Raw genomic sequence first — 17283 nt, forward strand, 5'->3', positions numbered from 1 at the left:
GTTATGGAAAACATGGCAGTGATCGTTTTCCTGATAATTTTCTTGATAATTTTCGATAGATACCGAAACATCTGTGCTGGTGGGTGAGTAGGGTCAGGCAGATAGATGCAATTACTGCAAACCTTTGACCAAGACAGGTCAACTCAATTTTTTACCTAGCATTTGTGATCCAAGCCTAGCACCGAAAAAGTAACAGCTTCTTAACGGAAGCTCATTTAGAAAGAGGGTGTGGCGCTTTCGGTCGAAATAACTCTCTACTTGTGTCTTCCCAAAAATCCCGGGAAGTGTGGAAGCCCCATCTGAAGTAAGTCCGGCATCTTGTCTGACATTAGAGCACGGAGTAAAAACGACGGTGTAGGGCGAGCAACCCCTCACAGTGAATAAATCCAGGTAGAACAGGTGTAGTTCCAGACCTATTTAATCTTAATCTAAAAAGACAATAAATAGCAGGCTTGCTGATATAATCAGAGCAATTTAAGTGAGGAAGCTTCAGCATAAATGATACCCATTCCTATTTGTAATCCCGTCAAACGTGTATCCTACACAACCTAACGTTTGCCGTGGGCGATCGCGGTGTTCCGGACACAGCACCCAAACCATCAGCGATTGCATCAAGACACTGTTTTAAGACCTGTTTCTAGAGGTTGGATCTCGCACGCACTCGAAGATAGAAACCTTAAGGCTTACGGATAACGTAGACCGATACAGGTCTTGGGCTGGTCAGCTACCTTGCCTGTGAGGCAGGTGGCCCTGTCTAGGCAAGAGGGGGGTGCTGACCATCCAACACTGCCAATTAGCAGGACTTGATCCCAGATTTTTCTCCTAGAGACTACACGATCGAGAATGGGATTTTCGGATACTGACCTAAATTCTCCAACCTTGGGCTTGGTTTGATTCACCTCAAGATGCACCTCAAGTAGCGGCTCCTAGGTCCCATCCCATGGTGCTACAGCAGCAAAGCCTGGCAACGATGAAGCCAATCCCTTGTCGAGTCGGAGTAGAGCGATTGGCCGTAGGCCACGCGGGGCGCGTTCGCTTGATTTTGGTCTTCAAGCTATCAAGCTATCAAGCTTCATCTCAGGGCAATTGGAGTGCCATTGAGTTTAGCTTGGCTTTACGGAATATTATACACAACCTATACATAAATCATACCTTTAGCTAACGCAAATGCAAACTTTAGTTTTGTTTAAAAATTAGTCAAATCGTTAATTAAAAAGTTCGTAATTAATCGAGCTTGACCCAATTTAACCAACTTAAGAAGTTATACGAACTTTTAGATATTTTATTTTTTGATATGGATTGACATACTTAAAATAATTAATTCAGTTAAATGTCGCAAAACAAGCACCTTTACGACTAGCCTATATCATTCCTTAGCCTGATAAAAACACTCATAAAAATAGACTGATAAAAATAGCATGACTAAAAAATTACTTACCAAATTAACAGTTGCTACCACCAGCCTAACCTTAGTCACATTAGGAACTACTAGCAGCGCACAAGCAACAAGCTTAACTGGAGTGATTGAATTTGCGAGTAATGGATCAGGAAGTACAGGTTTAGCTGTTTGGAATAGCCGTGCTGGTGATAGCTATTGGGACTTGTTCGTTACCAGCGATGGTGAAGACGGTGAATTCATTAATGACCCAAGTACTCGCAACATCGACTTTGAACTAACAGAAGGTATCCATACATTTACAATTTATGGTGATGGGAGAAGCTCTCTTGCTAATATTAGTCATTACGGTTTGAATTTGTTTTTTAATGGAGAAATCTCCAATCCAGGGATTTCAGTATTTGGAGCCTTAGCCAAGTCCACTGACTCTAATCCAGGCTTTTCAGCCAATAGTAGTGGTTCAACTCGGGGACTGGATGGCAGTATTGTACCAGGCTCAGGAACTCTGTCCTTTATCGATGGTTTAACAACCGTGACACTCACTGACTATATCTATCAAGCATCAGATGTTCAAGAGAAAGACCGTGTTAGTCCGTATAGTATAGGTTCAAATCGTTACTTGGACATGGTCGGAGAATTTACATTAAACGTAAAAACTACAAATCTAGACAGTACATCTGTTCCTGAACCGGTTTCAGTGCTAGGTCTGCTGACAGTGGGTGCATTCGGTGCTGGTGCAACCCTCAAGGGCAAAAAGAAACAGCAAGCCTAAGCTCACCGTTTTAATAAATTAGCAATCTTAGCAAATTATTAAACTATAGCAGTTCTCAATTGGGTATTGAGAACTGCTATATAGTGTACAGAATCTATACCTAAGCCATACCTTCTGCAAACGCGATCGCAAACTTTCGTAAGCCTTACTAAAAATGTAGGCTAACGGAATTTGATATAACACAGCGAACTCTTGACTAGCTCCTACCCCATCGAGACATTAATCATTTTGAATAACGAAGTAGGCGAAGCCAAAGAACGAAGCAATTAGGATTTCAGCAAAAGGGCAATCATCGTTTGGTTGGCTTCTACCCATAATTTTGATTACTGACCCGATAGTCTAGCAGTTTTCCATGGTTATATCACACTCAGGTTAGCCGCCAAGAATCATCTAGGGTGCAAAGTATATAGCCATGCTTAACTTACAATACCTGATCGATATTCAGGAAGGATTAGGATTTGCTGAACAATTAGTGTTTTCCAACACAGGGCAATATCTGAGTGATATTCAAAGAGCAGTTTTGCAAAAATCCTGGCAAGGCCAACGCAAAACCTATGACCAAATCGCTCAAGAGTTAGGCTATTCAGCAAGTTATATCAAGCAGACCGTTGCCCCTAAATTATGGAAAACTTTCTCAGAAGCACTAGGGGAAAAAGTCAGTAAAACCAACTTCCGCAGTGTACTTGAAAGACGACAGGTCAATCAAGAATCGAGTCATACTCAGGAGCGGATTGGGGTATTGAGACAGGGACTAGAACCTTACTATAAAGGGAAGGTGCAATCTACAGCTAGGGAAGAGATCTCAAATGTTCCTGATGCGAACCATCCCAAATCCCAAATCCTCAATCCTCAATCCCAGCAGTTGGAATTACCAGAAGGAAGAGTTCCTTTAACTTCCCGATTTTATGTCGAGCGAGCCCCCTATGAATTTAGGTGTTACGAAGAGATTGTTAAACCAGGAGCCTTTATTCATATTAAAGCACCCAGACAGATGGGGAAAACATCCCTGATGGTCAGGATTCTGGCTCATGCAGAAACTCAGGGTTACCAAACTGTGCGTTTGAACCTTCAGCGAGTGGATGTCGAAATTCTGACTAACCTAGATAAATTCTTGCGCTGGTTAGCCTACAATGTCACCCGCAAGCTGAACCTAAAACCGATGCTGGATGATTATTGGCATGAAGAGCTGGGTAGTAAAGTCAGCTGCACCACTTATTTCCAAGACTATCTGCTCCAACAAATAGATAGTCCTATTGTTTTGGCATTAGATGAAGTCAATGATATTTTCAAGTATCCCAACATTGCTCAAGACTTTCTACCTCTGCTACGCTCTTGGTATGAAGAAGCTAAAGATAGCAATATCTGGCAAAAACTTCGGCTAGTGCTGGTTAACTCCACAGAAGTTTATCTACCCCTAAGTATCCATCAATCTCCTTTTACCGTGGGATTACCGATTCAGTTGTCTTCATTTAGTTGGGAGCAGGTTAAGGATTTAGCCCAGCGCCATCAAATCGATCTCTCAATAGGAGATTTAGCCCAGCTGATGTGGTTAGTAGCTGGTCATCCCTATTTGCTGCGTCTAGCGTTATATTATCTAGCGCGACAGGATTTGACCCTAGAAGAACTAGTGCAAAGGGCGACTTCAGATCAGGGAATTTACAGCGAACACTTACAGCGACACTGGTGGACTATACAACAACATCCTGATTTAGCTGTAGCCTTTGAAACAGTGCTTAGGGCAAAAGTTCCAGTAGCCTTGGAACAGCTACAGGCATTTAAGCTGTACAGTATGGGGCTGGTGAATTGGTCAGACAATCACGTGATGGTTAGCTGCAATTTGTATCAGCGATACTTTAGCAATCGCTTTCACAGCTATAGCGCTACTTCCTGAGAATAGGCAAGACGCATGCTAGCAATAGGCATGCTAGCAATAGAAAAGCCAAGTTTTACAAAGCTTTTAGCAATATATGCCTCATCATGATTTGTAAATACCCAAGCGCGTATTGCTATAGTAATCGGAAATATTGCTATATAATCGTTACTGTTCAAGGCTCCCCGATAGCCTGCAGAGTTTAAACAAATATCTGGCAGTAACATTATGACCTCTTGCCACAATACCAGCACCACTGTCATTGAAGAATCCAAAGGGGTTAAGCGAGTTGCGTTGCTAGGAATGCCCAACACGGGCAAATCAACCTTCTTTAACCGTATCACAGGTAGCACTGCTAATGTTGGCAATTGGCCCGGAATTACTGTAGATCTACTACAAGCTAATGTCCAACTCAATGGCGAACCTACGGAATTCGTAGATTTACCAGGAATTTATGACCTCAACGGATTTTCTGATGATGAGAAAATTGTTCAAACCTTCTTAGAAAATTTTCCTGTTGATCTAGTTATTATTGTTATCAATGCTTCCCAAATTGACCGTCAAATTCGCTTAGCATTGCAGGTAAAAGCCCTAGGTTTACCCGCAGTTATGATGCTGAATATGGCTGATGAAGCTAAGCAATATGGAGTAAAAATAAACACAAAACTATTATCCGATAATTTGGATATGCCCGTGTTACTCATTAGTGCCAAGTATGGAGATGGCTATATGAGGGCATACCTAGAAATTTCTAAAACTTTAAAAGCACAAGAAGAATCGATTAATATAGATAATATAAAAACTCGTTTATCTGACCATAGATATATCTCCACTAAAGAGATAGATTCACTCCTCAATGGTGCGGTAGAAATGCCCTCTGAGATGGCAGTAAATTTAACTGCCAGGATTGATAAGTTCCTGCTGCATCCGATATTGGGTTTACCTTTGTTCTTCTTAGGAATGTTCCTAGTCTTTTGGGTAGTTTGGACTGTGGGACTCCCCTCTCAAGACCTGATGGATGAGATGACTGGCTGGATTCAAGCTGCCATGATTGAACCTGTTATCCAACCCTTACCTACAGTGGTTCAAGACTTTTTGATTAATGGGATTTGGAACGGTTTAGCTACCGTTGCTTCCTTTGTTCCATTAATTGTGCTGTTCTTTATCTTAATGGCAATTCTAGAAGATAGTGGCTACCTATCCCGTTCTGCCTATTTAATGGATATCTTTATGGAACGCTTGGGGTTAGATGGTCGCAGTTTTGTGATGCAAATGATGGGATTCGGCTGTAATGTGCCAGCATTAATGGGCACTAGAGTTATGCGATCGCAAGCCTTGCGACTGCTAACTATGCTAGTGATTCCCTTTGCTTTGTGTTCTGCCAGACTCCAGGTATTTGTCTTCATCATTGCTGCTGTATTTCCCCATGGTAACGGGGCTTTAGTATTATTTTCCCTATACCTACTTAGTTTTGTAGCCGCTATTGTCACTGCTGCTCTTTTCCAAGGAGTCTTTAAAAACGAGGAACCCTTTATTATAGAATTACCCCCTTACCGAATTCCGACTATCAAACAAGTCTTACTTAGAGGGTGGGGAGAAGTCAAAGAATTTTTGCAACGAGCATCGGGGTTTATTACCTTTGGCTGTGTTGCCGTTTGGTTCATCACGAATTTACCTCCAGGAGCGACAGGATTGGATACCATTGGGGGGCAAATTGGACAATTTTTAAGTCCGATCATGAATCCCATTGGTATTAATCCTCATTTAACCCTAGCCCTAATTTTTGGTTTCATTGCTAAAGAAATTGTCATTGGCTCTTTAGCGGTAATTTATGGACTTAACTCCGTTGCTGTTAGTCAGCAGATAACTGATACAGTAACCTTTATGCAAGGATATAGTTTTTGTATCTTTTGCTTAATCTACACTCCCTGTTTAACTACCATTGTTACCTTATTTAATGAAGCAAAATCCTGGAAATTCACCCTATTTTCTTTAGTGTTTTCCTTAGGGTTGGCTTGGGTAGCTAGCTTGATATTTTACCAGGGAGCTTTAGCACTGGGATTTCATTGAACAGATAGCAGTTATCAATTGGGTGAGGTACAAATTATTGGGTTAATGGGAGTAGGGAGTCGGGAGTAGGGAATCGGGAGTCGGGATTGGGGAGTGGGAAAAAATCCTGTCTACCTCATTAGTTTGATAATTTATTTAAAACTTTAACTATAAAACTTTAACTGTAAAAGTGTAACGGATAAGTTTTAACAAAAAAATGGGGATTCCCCCTTATCCTCCGTGAGCAAGGCAGGCAGTAACATCACAATTAACCAATGATTCAACAAAAATGTATTATTTATTACAGAAAAATTTATTTTTCGTGGTATTTATGTCATGCTGGTGTTAGTCAATTGGAGTGGAAGCCCCAGTAAGGGGCTGGGAAAATGCAAAAAATCGAGGCAATTATTCGAGCCTATAAGCTCGAAGAGGTTAAAATCGCTTTAGTCAATGCTGGTATCGTTGGCATGACCGTGTCTGAAGTTCGGGGATTTGGACGACAGAAAGGTCAAACTGAACAGTATCGCGGTACAAAGTACAGAGTGGACTTTCTTCCTAAGGTCAAGCTAGAAGTCGTTGTTGAAAATGGCTTAGTTGACATGGCAGTAGAAAAAATTCTCGCTGCTGCTCATACCGGTAACATCGGCGACGGTAAAATTTTCATCAGTCCCATTGAGCAAGTTGTCCGGATTAGGACTGGGGAAAAGAATCTAGAAGCTGTTTAATCCCTAAGTGGTGATGGGTAATGGGTCATGGATTGTTGCGATTACCCATTACCCATTACCTTTACCCAAAAATCTAACCACGATTTGGTAAGTGATTAGTAGGAATTAATTTAAATTAGACTCGTAAAACAGTGATGTGCTCCGATCGTGAACTGGCCAATCGTCGTTTTCACCACCTATAATTAATTTTTCTATCTCTACATATTCTTTGGCAAGTTGCCGGAGAGAATTAATTAAAATATCAAGAGCGATCGCATCACTAGTTCCTAAATCAAACCAGCAGCGCCCCCAAGTGCCTTCATACTCAAACTCGCCCTGATTATGCATCAACGCCATTAAACTGTTTTCTGCTACTCTATCATCATATTCCATGTAGCTGATTTCTAGGCCAACCTCTTGCACCGGCAGGTTTTCGGCATCAAATCCTCCCAATTTACCTAATAAAAACCAGGAATTGAATAATTCTTCCACATATTCCTTTTCCCGATAGGAGGGAACAGTGCTAAATTCTATCCAAATCCACAAATCAAATGGGTTAAACTCACGAAATATAATTTGCATATCGTTAGGGAACAGGGAACAGGGAATAGGAAATAGGGAATCGGGAATCGGGAATCGGGAATTGGTTAAAAGCAATTATTTTAACTAAAACTTAGTTTTTTTAATCGCCATCAATCCCGAATATCCGATAGTCAACTTTTGATTAATCCTGATTTTTTTCAAACCCTATCTTATCACAATTTTTAACTAGTTGTAAAAAATATAGTTATGAAAAATCACCAATAGTGAGAGAGGCAGCAGGGAGCAGGGAGCAGGGAGCAGCGATGCAGCTGACTCCCGATCACCCCATCACCACATCACCCCATCGCCCCATCTCCTGCTCTTCCTGTGATTCCCTCAAAGAGTATAACTATTTGTTGCTACTACTACCCAATCCTGATCGTGAGTTTCCCCTAAGGCATAGTGAACTGTACACCATTCCCCAGACAGATTGAAGTTAAGATGGTAAGTTTTGGAATTCAGCAGTTGAGTCGCAAACAGGTTTCTCAAGTCTAACTCGAACTTGCATTCTGTTTGGATTTCCTCTAATCCTTCTCTTTGTTCTGACAACTCTTCTTGAACCTCTTGGTATTCTTCCGTTGATAAGTCTCCTTCTTCTTCTAACTTTACTAGTTCTTGTTCTAGCTCTGCTATTGCTTCTTGATACTCTTCTATCTCGGTTCCGTAATCATCTCGAACTCTAATAAATTCATTGATTTCGCTAATCTCTAAAAATCCCGTAGTATCCAATAATTTTTGGATGACTTCGTGGCGACTAGTGGTGATAACTACCTCGAAACCTCCCAATGTCAATTCTTCTTCTGCTTGGGCTTGATGAGTAATTTGATTGGTGATAGATTGGATTTGCTCAACCAGTGCAGCGGTATTGTCTTGGACGGATTCTAGATCCGGAATCATAAATTGTGGTGATGAGTTGCACCGCCAGGTTTGTTTGATACCTAATCCAATCCACTCTCCTGGTGTTGATGAACCAATGACCATCGGAATTCCTAAGGAGCCAAAGACACTTTGTTGAAGGGGAAATCCCTCTTCCAAGTCTTCTGGTAGTGTAGGAAGGCGATAGCCATAGATAGTTAACTCTGACAAATTAGCTTGCAGCAGTGCGATCAGATTTTGGTAATGGTCGCTCACAGGTTGAGATTGGGTGGCGCAAATCTGACTGAGAAACTCTTCAGGAGTAAAGGGCATAAGACCTGTGTTATCCACTAGAAAGCGTTCCACTGAAAAAAGACCTTTATCGTCCACTTCCCAAGGGATAACTATATAAGGTGCGTCACCAACTAGGCTGTATAATTCATCTTTGGTTAATTCTTGAAGGGTAGTAACAATTTGCTCAGTTTGGGATTTCATAATTAAGGACTTTTAAGGTAGGGTATTAATTGTGATTGGGAGGTCAGCAGTAAGCTATTGGCAGTTAACTACAGTTTTTTGAGTTGATATGTGAAACTAGAATTGATAGTGAAAGGGAATAGGGAGCAGGGAACAGCGGATCTGGGAACAGGCAAAAAATCAGTGTGTGGACTTCATTAATATGAAAACCACTGTATGATAAATCAGCATTTTGTTTCATGAGATAATTTAAAATTATATATTAGCAAATGCTTTCTAGAATTGATCCTAGTTATGAAGTAAATTTAATTTTATTACTTCCTAATCCCTAATCCCTACTCCCTACTCCCTAAAATCCTAAGGGCGAGGTACCTTAAACAATTTAGAATTGCTATAATTAGTATGGTTGCCTTTTACTCAAAATCAGACAAATGTCTATCCAACAAATAAGTACAGAGTATATTGCCATAGATCCTGACTATTGTTTTGATAAACCCCGCATCGCTGGGACAATAATGTCTGTTGCTGCCATTGCCGAGATGTATTTGGAGATGAAAAAATCTTTAGAAGAAATTGCTCAGAAGATTGTTCTCAGACTCGAATTTTTTTTTACCCTAAATTGCTGTACTCTTTACTAAATAAGCTTTTTCGGCTATTGTCTCACTCTGTTAGCCGTAAAACCTAAAACCTACCACCTTAACTATTAGTAAATAGAAAAATGTGCTATTGTAGCACAATAAATTAAAATGAAGGCATTCTAGCATTGATCATAGCTATGAGGTACACAGGATTTTTTCCGGTGATCCGCTATTCCGGTGATCCGCTGTTCCCTACTCCCTACTCCCTACTCCCGAGCAACCCATTATTTTGTACCTCACCCAATTGAGAACTGCTATATATGAACTTTGAAGACGCTCTGGAATTCGCCAATGCCTTAGTGTTTGCAAAATCCGGGAATCATCTCACTGATTTACAGCAAGCCTTAATTGAGGCATCTTGGTCCTGGAAGCGTCAGAGTTATGATAGTATAGCCGAAACCTATGGCTATTCCCCGACTTACCTGAAACATGATGTCGGCCCGAAGCTGTGGAAACTTCTCTCAGAGGCTTTGGGGGAAAAAGTCAGTAAAAAGAACTTTCGCTCAGCGATCGAACGACGGTGGCGCACTCAACAGGAAACTATCTCCTCGAACCAACAGCCAACTACACAGGAAACCATAACCCCAGTCGGGGACTCGACCGAGGAAACAGATGCTATTGGCCTAAGGCCACGCTACGCGAACGCAAAACCACGTCACGATTGGTCAGAAGCCGTTGATGTTCGTTTCTTTTATGGACGACAATCAGAACTAGCCCAGTTGCAGCAATGGATTCTGAGCGAACACTGTCGGCTAGTTGCCTTGTTAGGTATGGGCGGCATGGGCAAAACCTCCCTCTCCATCAAGCTTGCCCAACAACTCCAACACCAGTTTGAGTTTGTTATTTGGCGCTCCCTACGTAATGCTCCTGACCTATCAGAGATTTTGATTCAGTTGCTGAGATTTTTATCCAATCAGCAAGACATTGATTTACCAGATACTACAGACGAAAAAATTTCCCGACTGCTCAATGATATACGCTCCCACCGCTGTTTGCTAGTTCTCGATAATATGGAAACAATTTTACAAGGGGGAGCTCAAAGCAATGCTGCTGGAAATTATCGAGCTGGATATGAAGAATACGGTAAACTGTTGAGACGGTGGGGCGAAAGCTCTCATCAAAGCTGTTTAGTACTAACCTCTCGGGAGAAGCCTCAAGAAATTGGACTGCTAGAAGCAGAAGTGCTACCTGTTCGCTCCCTACAATTAAGTGGTTTAACAACTACTGAAGGACAAGAAATTTTTAATATTATCGGGTATTTTGAAGGTGAAGAAAAGGAATGGAACAAGTTAATTAATGGTTATTCTGGTAATCCCTTAGCTCTAAAAATTGTAGCGACAACAATTCATAAATTATTTGCCGGTAATATTGCGGAATTTTTAAATCAAGATGCGATAATATTTGGCAATATTAAAAATCTTTTAGATCAGCATTTTGCTCGATTAAGCGAGCCAGAACGAACAGTAATTTTTTGGCTCGCCATCAATCGAGAAGAAGCTTCATTTGCTGACTTACGAGATGATATATTTCCCCCCGTACCACCCCAACAACTGATCGACACCTTGGAATCCTTGGAACAGCGATCGCTTGTGGAAAGAAAAGCGTCTTTGTTTTCCTTACAACCGGTGGTGATGGAATACGTAACTGAACGCTTGGTTGAGCAAATCTGTGAAGACGTTATTGGTGGTGTAACCGCCATTAATAACACTAATAACAACTGGAAAAATTCCCTATTTAGGACTCATGCTCTCCTCAAAGCTCAGACCAAAGATTATCTTAGAAATACTCAAATTCGCCTTATTATAAAACCCATTGTAGAGCGTCTACAAATTGCTTTAACGGGTAAGGGTAACCTAGAAACCCATCTAAATCAGATTCTCGAAACGCTTCGAGGCAAACCTGCCTTAGCCATTGGCTACGCTGGTGGAAATATTATTAATCTCCTTTGTCAACAGCAAATCTCTTTAAAAGGCTATGATTTTTCAAGAGTTACAATTTGGCAAGCTTATCTACAAGGGGTGGATTTACAAGATGTCAATTTCGCTCACTCCGATTTATCCAAGTCAGTGTTTACTAAAACCTTAGGAGTAGTATTTGGGGTAGCGTTTAGTCCTGATGGTAAGCTTTTAGCTACTGGAGATGTGGAAGGTCAGTTGCGTTTATGGCAAGTCGAGAATGGTAAGCCAATTTTAATTTGCAAAGGTCATACCGGTTGGGTTTGGTCTGTTGTCTTTAGTCCTGATGGTAATACCCTAGCCAGTTGCAGTAGTGACAAAACTATTAAACTATGGAATGTCAGCACAGGTCAGTGTATTAAAACTTTAGAAGGCCATACCAGTTCTATTTGGTCAGTAGCATTCAGTAGGGATGGTAAAACCCTAGCCAGTGGTAGTGATGAATCAACAGTAAGGCTTTGGGATGTAAACACTGGTGAATGCCGTCAGGTATGTCAGGGACACACCGGTCAAGTCCTTGCGGTGGCCTTTAGTGCAGATGGTAAAACCTTAGCCAGTGCTAGTGATGACCAGACAGTGAGACTGTGGGATTTTAGTACTGGTGAATGTCGCCAGATCTGTCATGGTCATACTAATCGGATTTGGTCAGTTAATTTTAGTCCCGATGGTGCGATGTTAGCCAGTGCAAGTGCTGACTTTACCATTAGATTGTGGGACCCATGCACAGGTGAATGTCTCAACATCTTAACTAACCATAGCGACAGAATACGGTCGGTGATGTTTAGTGCAGATGGGCAAACCCTAGTCAGTGGCAGTGATGACCAGACGGTGAGGCTGTGGAATGTCAGCAGTGGTGAATGCCTGAACTACCTACAAGGACACACCAATTCTATATTTTCAGTGGCATTTAATCGGGATGGTCGAACCGTAGCTAGTGGCAGCAGTGACCAAACCGTACGTCTATGGAATAGCAACACAGGTAGATGTCTTAAAATTTTACAAGGATATACTAATTCTGTATTTTCAGCAGTATTTAGTCCCAATGGTGAACAATTAGCCAGTGCCAGTACTGACAATATGGTCAGGTTGTGGGATGTCAGTAATGATCACTGTTTAAAGAGACTGGAGGGACACACCGGTTGGGTGACTTCTGTGGCATTTCATCCCAATGGTGAAATTCTCGCTAGCAGCAGTGCTGACCAAACCATACACTTGTGGTCAGTAAGTACAGGTCAATGCCTGAAAGTATTGTGTGGTCACTCCTATTGGGTGCAATCCGTTAGCTTTAGTCCTCTTGGTGAGACTCTTGCCAGTAGTGGTGATGACAAAACCATCCGCTTATGGGAGGTCAATACTGGTCAATGTTTTAAGATATTACGAGGTCACACCAGTTGGATTTGGTCTGTTACCTTCAGTCGAGACGGTCAAAGCCTAGCCAGTGGTAGTGAAGACGAAACCATACGCTTATGGGATGTCAGGAGTAGTGAATGTCTCAAGGTTTTACAGGGTCACACTAGTCGGGTACAGTCGGTAGCATTTAGTCCTGATGGCAAAACCCTAGTTAGCAGTAGTGGAGACCAAACTGTCCGGGTTTGGGATGTTAGGACTGGGGAATGTCTCAAGATTTTACGGGGCCATAGTAAAGGCGTCTGGTCTGTCGCCTTTAGTCCTGATGGTCAGTTGATTGCCAGTGGTAGCTTAGATCAAACCGTGAGGCTTTGGGATGCAAGTACGGGTGACTATCTGAGAACCTTACACGGTCACAGGAATTCAGTACGGTCATCGATTGGGTTTAGTCCTGTAAAACATCAAGATCACCAGGGTAGGTCTGATCAAGAACAGGTGAGCAGTTATTGGCTTACCTGTGGCAGTAATGATGGGACTATTAAAGTTTGGGATACTCACACAGGTCAGTGTATTAAAACCTTGATTCCTGATCGACCTTACCAAGGTATGAACATCACAGGGGTTACGGGTCTGACCCTAGCACAGAAGTCAGCACTGGAAGCGTTGGGGGCGCTGAGTTGATTTCAAAAATATGGGAACGAAACACGAGTTCAAATTGGGTGTCAGGGATTCGCTGACGGGATCCTTCTGTATAAGAGCAAGTGCAGTAGCGACCGATGATTACTCATTGGGTTGGGGGAACTATATGGGTAACTGCCCAACCTTGGAGGTTTTGTGGATAAGCCATAATGGAGCTATCTCTGTTGAACAATGGAGTAGTAGCCAGCCCATGAACTCTCAAGCGTAGGCGCGCGGGCTTTTCCCTTACTACCTTATCCCTCGAAAAATAAATTTATAAATTTTGTAAAAAAAATCATTGATGCCAGAATGGAGTAAAGTTGTTTACTGGTAGTAGGACAGTGGCTGAAGAATCAATACGGGTTTATCTATCCAAAGATAAAAAAAAGAACTTTAAAGCAGCTTGTGTTATGCAAGACAGGGACATGAGCGATGTTGTCAATGAATTAATTGATAAGTGGCTTGACCAAAATGGTGTATATATACATGGAGAAAAGGAGACATGAATAAATCCTGAAACCTTAGCGGTAATAGATTTACAGGCTTATGCGATCGCGCAGCGTCGGCTTTGCCGAATCGCATTTCAGTATCTCTTGTTGTATCTGATTTTGATGCCTTACTATAATCCTGTTAAGTCTGGCCTGAAAACCATGCTGAGCCAGCATACTATGACAGAGAAAAGTAAAAGGCGCAAACACAGTAGTGATTCTCCCTTGGAGGCTCTAAAAATTGAACGCACCAATTTTTCTCAAGACGAATTAGCCATCTACTGTGGTATTCCTCGTGCGACTTACCAGCGCTGGGTGTCTGGTAGGACTGAGGCTAGACCAACGCTCCGGCAACTGAAATTGCTGTGCCGACGACTAGGGATTGAGGACATTAATCAGCTGCCAGGCTAATTTGGAGCACCTAGTACCGCTGGGCGCAATTAAAAATTCAAAATTCTTCAATGGTTACTATAGCGTTTTCACATCTGATGTTAAAGCGCTATACTTCTTTGTTTATCTCAGAGCTGACAGTTATCAGCTGTCAGTCATTGACGTACTAACTGACCTAAGTGTTTTAATATTCTCGCGACAGTATATAGATCATTGCCACGATTCAGCAGAGAAAACTGATTAGAAAAAGTATATTGCAGTTTATCTTGTCGAATCAGTTTCAGAAAAATAAATTCACCTCCATTCGTGACAAATCCGAAAGCAGGCTTTTGTAGCTCAGCATTAGCCAACATATAAGCTAGAGCTTGTGGTATCCCTACCTTTAAAGAGTATTCTGCTCGTTTCGCTTCAATCACCACTATCCAAAACTGAGGTTGACAAATCAAAATATCAATTCGTCCTCTGACAATCGTTTCCTGATCTTCCGATGAAATTTGTACATCCTTTTCAGCAAGAATATAGAAGGGTGGGCGATAAAAATCAGCAATTCTCAACAATGGGGATAGCACCACCATTTTGACAATTGGTTCTACCATGGGGTACTGAGATAAGTGGAGATAGTCATTCTTGACCCGATCTAACCATTGCTTTTCTAGCTCATTGAGTTCTGGTAAATCCTCTTGCCACTCTAGAAACAATTGCTCATCATGAGTAGGCTCTAGTCCAAATTTGTCCTTCAGTTGAGGCAGAGAAATATCTTGGGCTACGATTGTTTCTAACATTATCCTTTGGGAATTGTTAATTAGGTTAATTAGGAATTTAAAGTTTATTATTAATTGCTAATGCTTTTACCTTATTGTAAACATTCCCGTAGCGTGGCCTATGGTCAATCGTAAAAATACTATCGCTCTCAATTTTAAGTAATTACTGCATTACCTAGCTATTTTCTCCTCTACAATACTGTTTAATTTAACCCCTAATTCTGATTCTAATTCTACAGGTTTATTGTTGATCACCACCTGATCGAATCCAGGCGCTAACTGGGGATAGTTCTGGCAACTCAACTATGACCCCATGTAACCAATCTAGACCCCTCTATTATCCCATACCCTTTATATATTGTAAATTATCCATACTTCCTGTTTGACCCTTTGATCAGAAAATTACCCCTGTCAATTATCCCTGTACTGTACAAGATCGAACATTTTGCGATCGCAACCAAGATTAGAATAAAGTAAACAAGTGTAAAGAAATGCTTAGTTTTACTTGATTATTTATCTAAAAGATAAGCATACTGTCCATTGCCGGTTGAAAATAACTATGCAGTATCTGTTTGCAAAACGAATTTTAGTATCCTTCGCAGCACTGTTCCTAGCTTGTTCTATGTGGGCGATTGCTCCTGAGGCCAAGGCTTACGACAATCCTGAGTTACTGCCGGAGGTTCAAACACCAGTCATTGATTTAGCGAACTTTATTCCAGAGCTTCAAGAGCAGAGACTAGTCGAAGATTTAGAAAGCTTTGAGGAGGAAACTGGCTGGAAACTCCGAGTTTTGACCCAATATGACCGCACCCCTGGTCGGGCAGTCAAAGAGTTTTGGGGACTTAACGACAAAAGTGTGTTACTGATTGCTGACGCCCGAGGCGGTAATATCCTAGGGTTTAACGTAGGTGATGCCCTGTATGAATTCCTTCCTCGGACATTTTGGGTAGAGTTGCAAACCCGATTTGGTAATCTCTACTTTGTACGGGATAATGGCGAAAACCAATCCATTATCGAATCCCTAAATACGGTCAAGCAATGCCTGCGCCAAGGGGGATGTCGGGTGGTACCTGGACTACCACGGGAACAGTGGATTCTGACCCTAATTACTTCTACTGTCGGAGGAGTGATTTTTGGATTTGCTGCTATCCCCCGCAAACAAGAACAGGTTTTCGCTTGGCAATGGGCTTTGATTTTGTCCCCACTTTGGGGTATTCTGTTTATTGCCTTCGGTATTGGACCTGTGGTGACACGTACCTCTGATTTCTTACCACTATTCCGCAATATTATTGGTTTCGTTCTCGGTGCGGTTGTGGCTTACTTGTCACCGGTGATTAGTGAATCTTCAGCTTCTGAAACTTAACAGCTGTTTCAGGAGCCCTATTCTAGGGGAGCATTTGAGGGAACCATTACAGGGGCGCAAGCCTTGCGCCCTGACCATGATTGACCAAGGGATTGACTGTAGGTCACGCTAAGGGATCCTCACTACGAGCTGCTACGGGAACGCAATCCCATCTCAAAGGTAAAGCCCGACAGTAATTACTCAGCACTATACTTCTGCTAGCTGTGCCTCTAACAACTCTTTAATACCTTTTTCTGCTACGTCCATTAACTGATTGAGTTGATGACGAGTATAAGCCCCTGACTCCGCTGTTCCCTGAACCTCAATAATGCCCATTTGGTCGTTCATCACTACATTAAAATCCACCTCAGCCGCCACATCTTCGAGATAGTTGAGGTCTAAAAACGGCTCACCTTCCAATAAACCGACCGAGACAGCAGCAACTTGGTGAATTAAAGGCGATCGCTCTAGTACTCCCGTTTTAACCAGTTTATCCACAGCATCCGCAAGAGCAACATATCCCCCAGTAATGGAAGTAGTGCGGGTACCTGCATCCGCCTGTAGAACATCCGCATCTACCGTAATGGTCCTCTCGCCCAAGGCTTTGAGATCAACAGCAGCCCGTAAACTACGTCCGATTAGCCGCTGAATTTCCTGAGTGCGACCCGAAAGCTTGAGAAGTTCCCGTCTTTGGCGTTCCGGTGTTGCTCCTGGTAACATCCTATACTCAGCGGTTAGCCAGCCGCTGCCAGTATCCTTGAGAAATCGGGGGACTTCCTCCTGAACCGTCACGGTACAAAGTACTTTGGTCTCACCACAGTGAGCTAAAACGGAACCAAGAGCATAGCGGGTAAACTCTCGCTCAAACAAAATCGGACGTAGTTGATCCGGTTGTCGGTGATCAGGACGCTGCCAAGACATAAGTTATGTAGCAAAGGGAGTAGGGAGTAGGGAGTAGGGAGTAGGGAGTAGGGAGTAGGGA

At 42.1% G+C, this 17283-nt stretch carries 14 protein-coding genes; 9 read left to right on the forward strand and 5 right to left on the reverse strand.

Annotated elements, in window-relative coordinates:
• Positions 1–1418 precede the first annotated feature (1418 nt).
• Both AC4II3_RS01900 and AC4II3_RS01905 read left to right on the forward strand, forming a co-directional pair.
• Complete coding sequence (locus AC4II3_RS01900) at positions 1419–2168, forward strand: PEP-CTERM sorting domain-containing protein (protein WP_488006907.1); 750 nt, start codon at positions 1419–1421, stop codon at positions 2166–2168.
• A 412-nt stretch (positions 2169–2580) separates the two neighbouring features.
• A complete protein-coding gene (locus AC4II3_RS01905; protein ID WP_488006905.1) occupies positions 2581–4059 on the forward strand; it encodes an AAA-like domain-containing protein in 1479 nt (492 codons plus the stop codon).
• Here AC4II3_RS01905 and AC4II3_RS01910 read toward each other — a convergent pair.
• Positions 4041–4265, reverse strand: coding sequence for a hypothetical protein (locus AC4II3_RS01910; protein WP_488006903.1), 225 nt, complete (start codon positions 4263–4265; stop codon positions 4041–4043). The two genes, AC4II3_RS01905 and AC4II3_RS01910, sit on opposite strands and share 19 nt — an antisense overlap.
• Before the next feature lies 1 nt (position 4266).
• Between AC4II3_RS01910 and feoB the strand changes: the two genes are divergently transcribed.
• Positions 4267–6108 (forward strand): ferrous iron transport protein B, encoded by a 1842-nt coding sequence (gene feoB / locus AC4II3_RS01915; RefSeq protein ID WP_488006901.1) that lies wholly within the window; start codon positions 4267–4269, stop codon positions 6106–6108.
• A gap of 365 nt (positions 6109–6473) precedes the next feature.
• Positions 6474–6812 (forward strand): P-II family nitrogen regulator, encoded by a 339-nt coding sequence (locus tag AC4II3_RS01920; RefSeq protein WP_488006899.1) that lies wholly within the window; start codon positions 6474–6476, stop codon positions 6810–6812.
• Positions 6813–6917: 105 nt separating this feature from the next.
• On the opposite strand, the gene AC4II3_RS01925 is transcribed toward AC4II3_RS01920, so the two are convergent.
• Together AC4II3_RS01925 and AC4II3_RS01930 are read right to left on the reverse strand one after the other, a co-directional pair.
• Complete coding sequence (locus AC4II3_RS01925; RefSeq protein ID WP_293116437.1) at positions 6918–7373, reverse strand: DUF3531 family protein; 456 nt, start codon at positions 7371–7373, stop codon at positions 6918–6920.
• Between the two features lie 336 nt (positions 7374–7709).
• Positions 7710–8723, reverse strand: a complete 1014-nt coding sequence (locus AC4II3_RS01930; protein ID WP_488006897.1) for a hypothetical protein — start codon at positions 8721–8723, stop codon at positions 7710–7712.
• A gap of 410 nt (positions 8724–9133) precedes the next feature.
• Here AC4II3_RS01930 and AC4II3_RS01935 point away from each other — a divergent pair, with 410 nt between their 5' ends.
• The 4 genes from AC4II3_RS01935 (at position 9134) to AC4II3_RS01950 (ending at position 14219) form a co-directional block, all read left to right on the forward strand.
• Positions 9134–9340 (forward strand): DUF433 domain-containing protein, encoded by a 207-nt coding sequence (locus AC4II3_RS01935; protein WP_488006895.1) that lies wholly within the window; start codon positions 9134–9136, stop codon positions 9338–9340.
• Positions 9341–9600: 260 nt separating this feature from the next.
• Positions 9601–13323 carry a helix-turn-helix domain-containing protein gene (locus AC4II3_RS01940; protein WP_488006893.1) on the forward strand — a complete coding sequence of 1241 codons (3723 nt, stop codon included), beginning with the start codon at positions 9601–9603 and terminating at the stop codon, positions 13321–13323.
• Between the two features lie 338 nt (positions 13324–13661).
• Positions 13662–13826 (forward strand): plasmid partition protein ParG, encoded by a 165-nt coding sequence (locus AC4II3_RS01945; RefSeq protein ID WP_198954017.1) that lies wholly within the window; start codon positions 13662–13664, stop codon positions 13824–13826.
• Between the two features lie 144 nt (positions 13827–13970).
• Positions 13971–14219, forward strand: a complete 249-nt coding sequence (locus tag AC4II3_RS01950; protein WP_490722764.1) for a helix-turn-helix domain-containing protein — start codon at positions 13971–13973, stop codon at positions 14217–14219.
• Positions 14220–14353: 134 nt separating this feature from the next.
• On the opposite strand, the gene AC4II3_RS01955 is transcribed toward AC4II3_RS01950, so the two are convergent.
• Positions 14354–14980 (reverse strand): type I restriction endonuclease, encoded by a 627-nt coding sequence (locus tag AC4II3_RS01955; RefSeq protein WP_488006889.1) that lies wholly within the window; start codon positions 14978–14980, stop codon positions 14354–14356.
• A gap of 538 nt (positions 14981–15518) precedes the next feature.
• On the opposite strand from AC4II3_RS01955, the gene AC4II3_RS01960 reads away from it, so the two are divergent.
• Complete coding sequence (locus tag AC4II3_RS01960) at positions 15519–16322, forward strand: TPM domain-containing protein (RefSeq protein ID WP_488006887.1); 804 nt, start codon at positions 15519–15521, stop codon at positions 16320–16322.
• Positions 16323–16508: 186 nt separating this feature from the next.
• Here AC4II3_RS01960 and rph read toward each other — a convergent pair whose 3' ends face one another.
• Complete coding sequence (gene rph / locus AC4II3_RS01965) at positions 16509–17222, reverse strand: ribonuclease PH (RefSeq protein ID WP_488006885.1); 714 nt, start codon at positions 17220–17222, stop codon at positions 16509–16511.
• Positions 17223–17283 lie beyond the last annotated feature (61 nt).

The sequence above is a fragment of the Moorena sp. genome (assembly GCF_982860115.1).

Coding starts and splice junctions, on each gene's coding strand:
- AC4II3_RS01900 (WP_488006907.1), top strand. CDS start 1,419: ATGACTAAAAAATTACTTACCAAATTAACAGTTGCTACCACCAGCCTA.
- AC4II3_RS01905 (WP_488006905.1), top strand. CDS start 2,581: ATGCTTAACTTACAATACCTGATCGATATTCAGGAAGGATTAGGATTT.
- AC4II3_RS01910 (WP_488006903.1), bottom strand. CDS start 4,265: ATGTTACTGCCAGATATTTGTTTAAACTCTGCAGGCTATCGGGGAGCC.
- feoB (WP_488006901.1), top strand. CDS start 4,267: ATGACCTCTTGCCACAATACCAGCACCACTGTCATTGAAGAATCCAAA.
- AC4II3_RS01920 (WP_488006899.1), top strand. CDS start 6,474: ATGCAAAAAATCGAGGCAATTATTCGAGCCTATAAGCTCGAAGAGGTT.
- AC4II3_RS01925 (WP_293116437.1), bottom strand. CDS start 7,373: ATGCAAATTATATTTCGTGAGTTTAACCCATTTGATTTGTGGATTTGG.
- AC4II3_RS01930 (WP_488006897.1), bottom strand. CDS start 8,723: ATGAAATCCCAAACTGAGCAAATTGTTACTACCCTTCAAGAATTAACC.
- AC4II3_RS01935 (WP_488006895.1), top strand. CDS start 9,134: ATGTCTATCCAACAAATAAGTACAGAGTATATTGCCATAGATCCTGAC.
- AC4II3_RS01940 (WP_488006893.1), top strand. CDS start 9,601: ATGAACTTTGAAGACGCTCTGGAATTCGCCAATGCCTTAGTGTTTGCA.
- AC4II3_RS01950 (WP_490722764.1), top strand. CDS start 13,971: ATGCTGAGCCAGCATACTATGACAGAGAAAAGTAAAAGGCGCAAACAC.
- AC4II3_RS01955 (WP_488006889.1), bottom strand. CDS start 14,980: ATGTTAGAAACAATCGTAGCCCAAGATATTTCTCTGCCTCAACTGAAG.
- AC4II3_RS01960 (WP_488006887.1), top strand. CDS start 15,519: ATGCAGTATCTGTTTGCAAAACGAATTTTAGTATCCTTCGCAGCACTG.
- rph (WP_488006885.1), bottom strand. CDS start 17,222: ATGTCTTGGCAGCGTCCTGATCACCGACAACCGGATCAACTACGTCCG.